Source organism: Chryseobacterium sp. 2TAF14 (assembly GCF_052115105.1).
Taxonomy (GTDB): Bacteria; Bacteroidota; Bacteroidia; order Flavobacteriales; family Weeksellaceae; genus Chryseobacterium.
Window position 1 is genome coordinate 1 of sequence record NZ_JBFRGA010000067.1, and the last position, 12,014, is coordinate 12,014.

Here is a 12,014-nt window from a genome sequence, read left to right on the forward strand (position 1 = left end):
CTATTACTGAAGGTGTAAACACCTCTGCTAAAAATCTAATAGTACTTCATAGTAAAAAAGGAGACAAAGAGCTTAAAAAGTTTGATGCTAAAAATATTGCAGGAAGAGCTGGCAGATTTTTATACCATTACTCTGGGAGGGTCATTGTGCTTCAAAATGATTTTATGAAAGCAATTGATTCGGAACCAGAGGGAATTAAGCATAAAAATTACGATTTAAAAGCGCCTAAAGATGAAATTGATTTGTTTTATTCTAATGATGAATACTTATCAGAATCTGACAAAACAAGAAAAATAAACATTAAGATTGAACAAGATAAACGAGAAATACCTGATGAAATTTTCAATTTATACAAGGTAGTAAGTCGATTTGATAAGATTACTATTTACGACGAAATCAAAAAATTAACTACCTCGGAAATTAATAATATTAAAGAGCTAATTAGAACTATAAATTTTAGAATGGATATTGATTATGATGGTTTTCAAATTGTTTTAAAAGTCATTCGTTTAATAGTAAAAAACCCAAAGCTACAATTCTTAATAGATTATAAAGGAGAAGCGAACGAATATTCGACACTAACTCACTTAACCCATTTTTACTTAACTAGTGGTTTTTCAGGCTCTGTAAAATATAAAATGGCTAACATGTCTGTAGACAAAGCTATTTCTGAAACCGCAGAATTTGTTTATAATACATTAAAATATCAAGTTGTTAAATATTTGGGAGTTTTTAATATTATGTATCGTTTTATTCAATCTCAAGAAACTAATAAATCATTTGATGAAGTTACAGGTATTGACAGATTATTAGTTAAACTTGAATATAATGCATTATCTGATTATGGACGAATTGCAAGTGATTATGGTGTGCCTTCTAATGTGCTCGATTATTATGAGAGCTTAGATGACAAAGCAAAATCTGATGAACTAAAATCAAATTTCGATAACTATGAAAAAAGTATTTTTAATAAAGTTGAAAGAGTTATAAAAGGTACAGATTAGAGCTTAATTACGGAATATTGGTTTAATTTAGAGATAATTGATTTTTTACAACAATACAAATTTTTGCTGATTATTTATATCAATTACTGCTTTTCTACCAATATTCCGTTAATTAATTATAGTACCTTCTTATTGATAGATTGGAGATTTTTTTTCAATAAATTTTGAAAATTCATCAAAATATAATTTAAATACAATCAAATATACGTTGTTTATCATATCTTTTAAGTTTGCTATCACATAAATAATTGATTCTTATATTATATTTCCATTGGTATATATAATTTAACTACATAACTAATATTGTTAAATTTAAACTTGAAATTTACTCCTTAAAACAGCCATATCATCGCTTACTTTCTTATCCAAGATCTTAGCATAATGCTGTGTCGTCTTTATATTGGTGTGACCAAGCATTTTGCTAACACTTTCAATGGGTACACCATTAGACAATGTAACAGTAGTGGCGAACGTATGTCTTGCGATATGAAACGTCAACTCCTTATTGATTCCACAGACATTCACAATTTCTTTGAGATAAGAATTCATTTTCTGATTACTTAAAACAGGAAACAGCGCATCCGAATTAACACATTGCGGATGATTTTCATATTTTAAAACCAGTTCCTGAGCCACAGGCAATAATGGAACCCTGGTTGAAGTATCGGTCTTTTGACGATGGGTAAAAATCCATGGATCACCATCAACGCCGATATTGATGTTAGACTTAGACAATTGCTTGACATCCACATATGCCAGACCTGTATAGCAGCTGAAAAGAAAGATATCGCGAACCTGGTTCAATCGGTCGGATGCAAATTTCTTTTCGTAGATCATCTGAATTTCTTCTTTTGTAAGATAAGGACGTTCTACAGCTTTTACTTTTGCTTTATAGCCCAGAAAAGGATCTTTAGTTATCCATCCGTGCGCCATACATAATCTCATGATCTTTTTGAAATTCTTGAGGTATTTCACAGCAGTATTGTTTCCGCATTTTCTTACACTGCGCAGCCAGAAATCATAATCACTAATAAAACCGTGATCGATTTGTGTGATATCAATATCAGAAACTTTGTATTTCCAAGTGATGAATTCCTGTGTGTGCTTTAAAGATGTTTTATAACGCTCCAATGTTCCTGGGGCAAAATCCTGACCGACCAAGGCTTCCACCTTGTCATTATGCTCCTGAAAAATGGGAATGAGCATTCTTTGCTCAATATCCGTTCCAAGCAGTTTAGATTTTAAACTCTCTGCAGTTACAAAGTTTTCTTCTTTCAGCATCAGGTAGTGGAAATCGTAAACTTTCTGTTCCAAAGTTTTAAGATAGAGGTTCAATGTTTTGGCTTCTTGCGAATTACCCAATGCCTTGTGTGCTTTAACATCCCATTTCTTCGGATCGATATACCTTTTGGCAGCAATATCTGCTGCCTTGCCGTCTATCGTGATTCGTAAGTAGATGGGAGCGGTTCCGTTTGTTCTGATCTTATTCTTTTTGATGAAGAATAACAGGTTGAATGTTTTGTTCATTGTGTGATAACTTTAATTGATTAATAATTTACTTTTTGTTACCACTTTTCGCAAGATGTACAATCGTTAGACTGCCTATTGGTCGGGCTTTGCTTGATTTTTCGTGACCTATTTTTGTCTTTTTTTGAATGGGACACGAAATAGGACATATAAATCGTAACCTATTTTGATTTTTTTTGATATAGCGCTTAAACAAAAAACGCTGTAAACATTGATGYTTACAGCGTTTTAGCTTATTTTGGYTTCTAACCTGGCGGAGAGTGAGGGATTCGAACCCCCGGACCTGTTACAGTCAACAGTTTTCAAGACTGCCGCAATCGACCACTCTGCCAACTCTCCTTAAACTCCGATTGTATCGTTGTTTTCAGTGGTGCAAATATAAAACGTTTTTAAATGTTGGCAAAATATTTTTCAGACAAATTTTAACAAAACTAATAACCAGCTAAAAATCAACGAAATTATTTTTACGAACTTCAATTTTAAAAGCTAAAATCAGACATTTTGGAAACAAAAAAAGCACCTCTTTTGAGATGCTTCAATTTTTTAAAGAATTATATTAATGCAATTCTGCCAAATATTTTTCGGCATCCATTGCAGCCATACAACCACTTCCTGCCGCAGTAATCGCTTGTCTGTAGATATGATCCTGAACATCTCCTGCAGCAAATACTCCCGGAAGATTGGTTCTTGATGAACCTTTTTCAGTAATGATATATCCGTTTTCATCCAGATCAATTTGACCTACAAAAATATCCGTATTCGGCTTGTGTCCGATCGCAATGAAAATTCCGTGAACATCTACTGTAGATTTTTCTTGGGTCTGGTTGTTGATAACAACAGCTCTTTCAACAAGATTGTTTTCACCTTCAATACCAATCAATTCATGGTGAAATTTCACTTCGATATTGGGTGTGTTTTCTACTCGGTGAACCATTGCTTTTGAAGCTCTGAACTCGTCTTTTCTTACCAGCATGGTTACCTTGTTTACCAATTTGGCAAGGTAAGTTGCTTCTTCGGCTGCAGTATCTCCTGCTCCTACTACAACAACATTTTTTCCTCTGTAGAAAAATCCGTCGCAGGTTGCACATGCAGAAACCCCTCCTCCATTATATTTTTTTTCATCATCAAGTCCCAGATATTTTGCAGTAGCTCCTGTAGAAATAATGACAGATTTCGCTAAAATTTCTTTATTTCCTGCATATAATTTGTGAACACCGCCAATTTCATTTGAAAATTCAGCTTTGGTGATCATTTCATAATGTACTTTGGTATCGAATCTTTCTGCTTGTTTTTGTAAATCCATCATCATTTCAGGGCCTGTAATTCCTGCAGGATAACCCGGAAAATTATCAACTTCTGTTGTGGTGGTCAGTTGTCCGCCTGGTTCAAGACCTGTGTACAATTCAGGTTTAAGGTCTGCTCTTGCCGCATAAATTGCTGCTGTAAAACCAGAAGGACCAGATCCAACGATCACACAATCTAAAATATTTTGCTCCATAATTTATTTTATCAATTTTCGAGGGTGCTAATTTCGTAATTTTTAATTTTTAATTAAAGTAAATTTAATGATACTTGTCAATATTTAATATGTCGAATTTCAATTGTTGTTAGTTGATAGAATTTGGTTGTTAGCTTTTCTATCAACCAACAACTATCAACAAATTAAACCTTCATTTTAATCTTATCGACATTAATAATTTTGTAAACCAGTTCTTTAATAAGTTCTGCATCATCCATATTGACGGCGCCCAAACCTTTTCCTTTCATATCAAATTCCCTTAAAATAGAGATTACACGAGTAGAATGTTTGAGGGGATATAACCTTGCCGCTTCTGCATAATCTTTAATAAAATAAGGATTGACGCCCATCTGTGAAGCAATTACCTGCGGAGGTTGCCCGCTCATCGTGTTGTAAATAATAACGTTCGAAAAATAATTGTAAAGGCTGGAAAGAAGCATCACAAAAGGATTATTTTTAGGATTTTTGCCCATAAAATAGGCAATTTTGAATGCTGCATTTGCATTTTTTGCTCCTAAAGCTTTCTGAAGTTCAAAAACATTGAATTCTTTGCTTATTCCGATGTGGTTTTCAACGATCGTACCGTCTAAAAGCTGATCTTCTTTTAAAATCATTTTAAGTTTTCCCAGCTCATTTGAAATTCTTGAAAGGTCGTTTCCAAGATATTCTGCCAAAAGATGAGAAATATTGGGCGCTGTTTTTATCTTTAATCTGAGGCATTCATCGGCAATCCATTTCGGAAGGGTGTGATCTTTTAAAAATTCACTCAGAAAGAGGGCATTTATTTTTGCCAAAGTTTTGGAAACCTTTTTTCTGCTGTCCAGCTTCTTATGTTTATGGGCAAAAACCAAAACCGTTGACGGAACCGGATTTTCTGCATAAGCATCTAAAGCTTTGCTTTCTTCTTCATTAAATTTCAGATCCTGTGCTTCTTTTACAATAATCACCTGTTTGTCGCCCATCATCGGAAACTGTCGCGCTAAAGACAAAATTTCCTGGTACGTTGTATCTTTTCCGTAAGTGACGGTTTGGTTAAAAGCCTTTTCGTCTTCCTCAAGAAAGTCGTGTTCAAGGGCTTTTACAGCAACATCAATAAAATAAGGTTCTTCTCCGTGAAAAAAATAAATCGGTAAAACTTCTTTATTTTTAATATTTTTGAGGATTAAATCTAATTCTTTCATCATATAAATGGAACTTCCAAAACTGAACTTTCAGGAAACTTTTGATTTTAAATTCAAGAAAGACAAAGATAAGTTTTTTATTTATGACTTGGTTCGTAAAACTTACCTTTTGCTTACTCCCGAAGAATGGGTAAGGCAGCATTGGGTACACTATTACCTTACCGTAAAATCCTACTCTACATCGGCTTTAATTACCGAAAAAAAGATTGTTCTGAATGGTTTAACGAAGCGTATCGATCTTTTAATTACCGAAAAAGCCCAGCCAAAAATTTTGATTGAATGTAAAGCTCCACAAATTAAATTAACTGAAAAAACATTTGAGCAGACTGCAAGATACAACTCTATCATCGGTGCTTCTGAAATTATTTTAACGAATGGTTTGCAGCACATCAATGCTAAATTTGAAAATGAAAGCTATATTTTTTACAAACCTTAAATTCTTATAGCTAATGAAAAATTTATTTATTTGGTTTTTTCTGTCTGTCTCTAATTTTATTTTTGCACAGTCAAAAGTTTTGATAAACAATAATCTGAACATTGTAGAAGATACTTTGAAAAGAAAAAAAATAACTGATGTTTTAAGTCAATATATTTTAGATAAAAGTGTTCCAAATAAAGATTTAACAATTATAAATCCCAAAAACAAATTAGAAACCTGGCTGTTTTTAGATGAACTGAGAAATCAGCAGAACAGTAAAATATTTACCACAAAATACACCTTGATGTATGAGGTTATATCAGCTGAAACGACTGATAAAAGTAATTATACAATTTATCTAAATTGCTATTTTGAAGATGAAAAAATAAAACATTCAGTTGCAAAAATTCAAATAGGAGTACAGGAAATAAATAATAAATTCTTAATATCATCAACATTAAAAAAGGCTATAAACAACTGGAAATCAAAAACATTAGAAAACTATACTTTTTACTCTGAAAAAATTATTGATGAAAAAAAATTAAAAAATTTTATCGCAAAAAACAATCAGATAAGTTTAAATTTAAATGAGCAAAAACTCCCAACAAAAGTATATTGTGTTGATGGATTTTTAAATGCTTATAAACTATTGGGAATTGATTACAGAACAGGTGAATCTAATATAGAAAATTTTCTTTTAGGAATTGACTTTGCAACCGATAGCAGTCAGAGCGCATTTATTGTAGCTACACAAAACGGAAAGTTTGAAAGCTTCTCTTTCGGCAGTCTTTGGAAAGCAAGAATTAATAAAAAATATCCGCAAAACAATTTTTATTTACCTGTTGCAGAAGGATATTCTTATATCAATGATGGAGATCCTTTCTACAAATGGGAACAAATATGGATACATTTTAAAAATACTTATTCTGCGTCTCAAAAAACAGATTGGCTGTCATTATATGGTCATAAGGAAAACTTCAGTCTTGCCTCTACTTCACTTTATTTAGAAAATATTCTTAATGCAATTATTGTAAGAAAAATTGAAAAAGAAAAAGGTTTTAACAGTGTTTTGGAACTTTTAACCTGTGGAAAATTCAATCGTGAAGATCATGATAATTATTTTAAAACTTTGGAAAGAGTATCAGGAATTACAAAATCGAACTTCAATGAAAAGATTGATGAGTTAATTACTGCCGAAAATAAGAACAATCAATAAAAACTTTTTTAGCCTAAAATTTGATTGCATAGTTTATGTTCATTAAAAAACTCACACATGAAACGTTTAATACTATTATCAGCAATTCTAACTGCAACATCATTCTTTAGTCAGACTTTAAAAAAAGTTTCTTATCAGGATGGTTCACAAAAACTGAATGGTTTAGTAACCTCCAATGCAGGAAAAAAACTTCCGGGAGTTTTAATTCTTCCTGCGTGGAAAGGAATTGATGACGAAGCCAAAACTGCTGCTGAAGACCTGAAAAAACAAGGTTATATCGCATTCATTGCAGATGTTTATGGCGAAGGAAATATTCCTACAGACAATGCTTCTGCCGCAAAAACAGCCGGATTTTACAAAAAAGATTATGCAGCTTATCAGAAAAGAATTTCTCTGGCTTTAGACCAACTTAAGAAAAAGGGAGCGGTTTCGGATAAAATTGCGGTAATCGGTTATTGTTTCGGCGGAACCGGTGCTTTAGAATCTGCGAGAGGAAAATTGCCTGTTGCCGGTGTTATTTCCATTCACGGAAGCATCGGAAAAGATCAATCCAGACCGAACGAAACTATTTCAACTAAAATTTTAGTAGAAAATCCTGCAGAAGATAAAAGTGTAACGCCGGAAGATTACAATAACCTTGTTAAAGAAATGAATGACGGTAAAGCAGACTGGCAAATTATTACTTATGCCAACTCAAAACATACGTTTACAGACCCAAAATCTCCCGATTATAATGAAGTGATGGCAAAAAGAGCCTGGAATCATACGCTTCTGTTTTTGAAAGAAATTTTGAAATAATATTGACACTCTTTTTGTCATTCTGATGACAGGAAGAAGCTTTACTTTTTAAATTTAACCATTAAGTTTTATTTAAGAAGTTAAGATTTTTAAGACAGATTCTTCATTTCGCTTTGCTGCATTCAGAATGACAGAAAGGTTAACAATATTTTTAAGGTGTTATTTGATTGCAGCTTGAACACCACCGATATTCTTTTTCTTTATCTTTCAGCTTTATTTTTGTGTTCTTTTCACAATTTTCGCAGATAGATTTATGGCTGTCAGTTTCTTTCGCTTCGTAATCGCAATTAAAACAATTCCAGCTTGTTACATGAGTTTTCCCGTTGATAAACCAGGTAAACGAATTTTCTTTACATTTGGGACAGATTAGTAACGCCATAATTAAATAATTTCTTGTTCTCTGTTTACCAGTTCCATCGAAAAAGCAGGAAGACAGATTGCAATATATTCGCAAGGCTCTGAAAACGGGTTGCTGTAACGTATTCTTGCTCCTTTTTCAATTAAAATGCTTTGTCCTTTTTCTAAAACAACATTTTCTCCGTCAATTTCAAATTGTTTTTTTCCTGAAATAATGATGGTAAATTCATCAAATTCAGGGGTCTGATGCGGCTCGCTCCAATCTGGCGGTGCAACCATATGAGCAATGGAAATATTTGAGTTTTGGGTTGAATTTCCCCAATGTTCTTCGATTAATTTTCCGTCAGTTGTAGGAACTACAAATGGTGATTTTTGAATTTTATATTTTTTCATTTTATTATTTATTATTTTTAACGCAAAGTTCGCAAAGATTTTTTTGTTTAACGACTAATTGTTCTTAAGTTACACAAAGCCGTTTCACTTATAAAAGTTCTTGATATTTCTTAATAATGAATTAGATATTATTAATTTTCAGTTTTATTAATCAGCTAAATCTGCGTGAAACTTAATTTCAAAAATGATTTTCTTTTGCTATTTCGTAGACAAAATTAGTTTTTGCAGGTTCTCCAAAATAAGCAACTTCTTCTTCCGCAATTTTCTTTCCGCCCAATCTTTCTAATGCAATTTGGGAACGCAGATTTTCTTTCCCGATATGGAAATAAACTTTGTTTACAAATTGAAAAATATAATCCATCATCAGTTTTTTGATTTGGGGATTGATCCCTTTTCCCCAGGATTTTGTTCCGTAAAAAGTATACCCGATGAAAATGCTGTTTTCAGATTCATTAAAATCATAAAAACGGGTACTTCCTAAAATATCACCGGTAGATTTTTCAACAATTTTAAAAGCACCCTTGCTTTCCATTGCTCCTTTAAAAAAGTTTTCGAAAACCTCTCTTTTATAACGGTCTTTATTCGGATGCTGCTTCCAGACTTGCGGATCGGAAGCCACTTCGTATAATAACTCAAAATCCCCTTGCTGTAAGGGGATCAATTGATATTCTTCGTTTTCTAAAATAGGTTGAATAGAAAAATTCATCTTTTATAAGTTTGAATCTTAGCCTTTTGCTTTTGCAGCGTCAGATTCTATTTTTTTGATTTCTTTTAATTTCTCTGCAATTTTGGTTACTGCTTCAGGTTTTGCCGGTTTTAAAGCTACTTCCGCCTGAGCCATATCCCATTTTATAACAAGGTTCCCGGAATTTTCATCCGTTGGGTTTAAAGTAATTTCAAACCACTCTTGTTTATCTGTCAATTTGTTAACCGGAACCGTTACATCTACAACATCCTGTTTCGGATCGTAAGTATAAGCTCCCCATTGCTGGAAATCTTTATTTAAAATAACTTTCCATTCTTTTTCGGTTGGTACGATGAATAACCCGTAAGTTCCTGCAGGAACGGTTTTTCCGCCAAAGTTCACAGACTGTCCGAATGTGATTTTCGTAGAAGAGTTTGCACCCGCTCTCCAAACCTGCCCGTAAGGAACCAATTCTCCGAAGATTTTTCTTCCTTTTACTCCGGGTCTTCCGTAATCTACAGTAATTTTTGACATAGAAAACTGCTGCTCAACTTTCTGACGCGGACTTGCTGCAGGAACTGAATAATCTTGTGCGAAACTTAAAGCCGAAGCCGATATGCAAACTGCAAATAATAATTTTTTCACTTTTAAAATTTTGCCTAAAATTACAAAATCGAGTTCATAAATTACTTTCTGAGATTGATAAATTTTGTTAAATTAAATTATATCTAATTATATTTTAACGTAAAGAGCACAAAGATTTTTTAAATTACTAAATGTTTTTTTAAGCTAACAAAGGCGTTTCAATCAGCTAAAGATTCTACTGTTATTAACTAAATATTTTATTGCAAATTTCTTTTCGCTTGTTCGATGTGTCGTACATTATGATAAATTACAAAGCGGAAAGTATCACCCAATTTTAGTTTAATTAAATTAGAAATACTGATGCTGGTTTTCACTTTATTTAAATCGATATTTTCAGCTTTTTTTAAAAGAAGAATCATCTGTTTTTGTTGGGAAATAAATTCATTCAAAACGCTTTTGCCAAGCTTGCTGTGAATAGGATCCATCGATTTGAAAGTTTTCATTTTATTGAGCTTTTCTTTGGGAAGCATGCTGTTTGCAAAATAATTCCCCAAAATACCTGTACTGAAAATTTCTGTTGGTTTCGTATCTGAATTTTTTATTCTTTTGCTGATCTCAGGAAGATAAAAATTGCCGTAACGATTCAGATGTTCAAGACATTCCAGAATGCTCCAGCTTTTTTCTGATGGTCTGAAATTAAGCTTTTCATCCGTTTCATTTAACAGGTTTTCTGCAAATTTTAAATTTTGTTCTGTACTTATTTTTAAATCGTCAAGCAATTGTTTTGAAGGAATTTTCATCATTTTTTTTTGCAAATTTCCAATTTTGGTAAATCATAAATCTTGATTGTAATCAAGATTTTTTGAGCCTTGATAAAGTTTCAGGAGACATTCTTAAATAATTGGCAATATGTTTATTGGGGATTTCCTGAAAAAGTTTCGGGCTTCTCTTTAAAACTCTTTCAAAACGTTCTTTCGGAGAATTTATTAACAGGTCTTTTTCTCTTTCAATCTGCTGCAGAACCAGGTCTTCCAAAATAAAAGTCCACAATTTCAGATTCTCATCCGAAGATCTTATAAACTCATAAAAATCTTTTTTAGAAGCCACTTTAATCTCAGTTTTCTTGATTGCCTGAATGTAAAAATCAGTCGGCTTTTCAGATAAAAAAGAGTCGAGACAGACTATAATATTTTCTTTGTATCCGAAGCGAATAGTCCTTTCCTGATCTTCATCTCTTATGAAAATGCGCAGACTTCCTTTTTCAACATAATAAATATTGCTGTCGATGTCGCCTTCCAAAGTAAGAAAACAATGCCTCTCAATTACTTTCTTTTTCTGAAATAAACCTGCTTCGAGGAGTGTCTTAATAATATTCACATTCTTAGTTTTAGATTAAATAAAAACCCCATAAAAATATGAGGTTTTAAAATATTTAGAAAAATTTATTCCGGCATCGCCTTCCATTTCTGTAAAACGGCGGTATAAAAATACATGAAAATAAAACCTATAATCAGGATAATATAACTTAGCATAAAGCCTAAATCTTCAAAAATATTCGGACAGTTTTGATATGTATAATCGTAGTCTACCTGAGTAACCATCATTTGACAATCTGCTCTCTGATGGATGCTGATAATCGCAAAAATTAAAAGTACAAAAAGTACAAACCCGTTCATGGAAATATTGATCAAAACAGACGAAACCATTTTGCTTACCATATTCATTTTCAGTAACGGAATCAGTAAAATTATCAAGCCGATAAAAAATACAAAATACGAAACAAAAAACTGCTCCTGACCTCTGACAGTAAGACCGTAAAATACCGTGATCAAAGTAATTGTCAAGGTTAAAACTCCTGCACTGATGACACTGAAAAGCAGCGAACGAAGCCCGGTAATCCTGAAACTGAAAATAAAAGTTGATAAGAAAAATGCAATCCAGATATAAATATGCACATTCTCTGAAAAGAAATCGTCTTTCTTCACTGAATCTACATTTTTAAGCAAATCTTTCATCTCGTCAGATAAATAATAATATTCTGTCATATTATTTTTCATATATTTATCAGGCGCAATCTGCTGATTGATTTCAGGATTAAATTCTTTGATCTTTACGCTGTCTATTATATTATTTCCATTCACATAATCAACAGTGGCAACTGCAGAATCTACGGCTATTGTTTCTTCATAATAGGCATCGTCATCAGTCCTTGTTCTTCCAGTATAATCTTTAATAAAATAACGGACTTCAAAATTTGGATTATCTTTTGAGTAAATCATAGAAACCCATTTTTTAGCATTTAAATTATTCTTAACTCTATAAGTTTTAGAA

Annotated in this window: 14 protein-coding genes and 1 tRNA gene; 4 read left to right on the forward strand and 11 right to left on the reverse strand. The window is 32.5% G+C overall.

Annotation, left to right across the window (positions count from 1 at the left end; genetic code table 11):
- The coding region (locus AB4Y90_RS09100) for a hypothetical protein (protein WP_441557098.1) at positions 1 to 1,004 on the forward strand (1,004 nt) is incomplete at its 5' end.
- Between the two features lie 312 nt (positions 1,005 to 1,316).
- Here the strand turns inward: AB4Y90_RS09100 and AB4Y90_RS09105 are convergent.
- The 4 genes from AB4Y90_RS09105 to holA form a co-directional block, all read right to left on the reverse strand.
- A complete protein-coding gene (locus AB4Y90_RS09105; RefSeq protein ID WP_441557099.1) occupies positions 1,317 to 2,531 on the reverse strand; it encodes a site-specific integrase in 1,215 nt (404 codons plus the stop codon).
- Positions 2,532 to 2,782: 251 nt separating this feature from the next.
- Positions 2,783 to 2,870: transfer RNA gene (locus tag AB4Y90_RS09110), tRNA-Ser, on the reverse strand.
- A gap of 217 nt (positions 2,871 to 3,087) precedes the next feature.
- Positions 3,088 to 4,029 carry a thioredoxin-disulfide reductase gene (gene trxB / locus AB4Y90_RS09115; protein ID WP_441557100.1) on the reverse strand — a complete coding sequence of 314 codons (942 nt, stop codon included), beginning with the start codon at positions 4,027 to 4,029 and terminating at the stop codon, positions 3,088 to 3,090.
- 164 nt (positions 4,030 to 4,193) lie between these two features.
- Positions 4,194 to 5,231 carry a DNA polymerase III subunit delta gene (gene holA, locus AB4Y90_RS09120; protein WP_441557114.1) on the reverse strand — a complete coding sequence of 346 codons (1,038 nt, stop codon included), beginning with the start codon at positions 5,229 to 5,231 and terminating at the stop codon, positions 4,194 to 4,196.
- Between the two features lie 7 nt (positions 5,232 to 5,238).
- On the opposite strand from holA, the gene AB4Y90_RS09125 reads away from it, so the two are divergent.
- From AB4Y90_RS09125 to AB4Y90_RS09135, 3 genes are read left to right on the forward strand one after another with little or no spacing between them, the layout of a single operon-like run.
- Positions 5,239 to 5,667 (forward strand): type I restriction enzyme HsdR N-terminal domain-containing protein, encoded by a 429-nt coding sequence (locus AB4Y90_RS09125; RefSeq protein WP_441557101.1) that lies wholly within the window; start codon positions 5,239 to 5,241, stop codon positions 5,665 to 5,667.
- A gap of 13 nt (positions 5,668 to 5,680) precedes the next feature.
- The gene (locus AB4Y90_RS09130) at positions 5,681 to 6,865 is read left to right on the forward strand and encodes a hypothetical protein (protein WP_441557102.1); all 1,185 of its coding nucleotides are present in this window, start codon (positions 5,681 to 5,683) and stop codon (positions 6,863 to 6,865) included.
- Positions 6,866 to 6,922: 57 nt separating this feature from the next.
- A complete protein-coding gene (locus tag AB4Y90_RS09135) occupies positions 6,923 to 7,663 on the forward strand; it encodes a dienelactone hydrolase family protein (protein WP_441557103.1) in 741 nt (246 codons plus the stop codon).
- Between the two features lie 151 nt (positions 7,664 to 7,814).
- Here AB4Y90_RS09135 and AB4Y90_RS09140 read toward each other — a convergent pair whose 3' ends face one another.
- The 7 genes from AB4Y90_RS09140 to AB4Y90_RS09170 form a co-directional block, all read right to left on the reverse strand.
- Entirely contained in the window at positions 7,815 to 8,042 is a 228-nt protein-coding gene (locus AB4Y90_RS09140; protein ID WP_441557104.1) for a hypothetical protein, read from the reverse strand.
- Positions 8,043 to 8,044: 2 nt separating this feature from the next.
- Positions 8,045 to 8,413 carry a cupin domain-containing protein gene (locus tag AB4Y90_RS09145; RefSeq protein WP_441557105.1) on the reverse strand — a complete coding sequence of 123 codons (369 nt, stop codon included), beginning with the start codon at positions 8,411 to 8,413 and terminating at the stop codon, positions 8,045 to 8,047.
- Positions 8,414 to 8,591: 178 nt separating this feature from the next.
- Entirely contained in the window at positions 8,592 to 9,119 is a 528-nt protein-coding gene (locus AB4Y90_RS09150) for a GNAT family N-acetyltransferase (RefSeq protein ID WP_441557106.1), read from the reverse strand.
- 18 nt (positions 9,120 to 9,137) lie between these two features.
- Positions 9,138 to 9,743 carry a DUF2911 domain-containing protein gene (locus AB4Y90_RS09155; protein WP_441557108.1) on the reverse strand — a complete coding sequence of 202 codons (606 nt, stop codon included), beginning with the start codon at positions 9,741 to 9,743 and terminating at the stop codon, positions 9,138 to 9,140.
- Positions 9,744 to 9,940: 197 nt separating this feature from the next.
- The gene (locus AB4Y90_RS09160; protein ID WP_441557109.1) at positions 9,941 to 10,483 is read right to left on the reverse strand and encodes a DinB family protein; all 543 of its coding nucleotides are present in this window, start codon (positions 10,481 to 10,483) and stop codon (positions 9,941 to 9,943) included.
- Positions 10,484 to 10,535: 52 nt separating this feature from the next.
- Positions 10,536 to 11,060, reverse strand: a complete 525-nt coding sequence (locus AB4Y90_RS09165; RefSeq protein ID WP_441557110.1) for a Crp/Fnr family transcriptional regulator — start codon at positions 11,058 to 11,060, stop codon at positions 10,536 to 10,538.
- Between the two features lie 65 nt (positions 11,061 to 11,125).
- Positions 11,126 to 12,014 (reverse strand): hypothetical protein (locus tag AB4Y90_RS09170; RefSeq protein WP_441557112.1); only part of this gene is annotated, 889 nt, incomplete at its 5' end.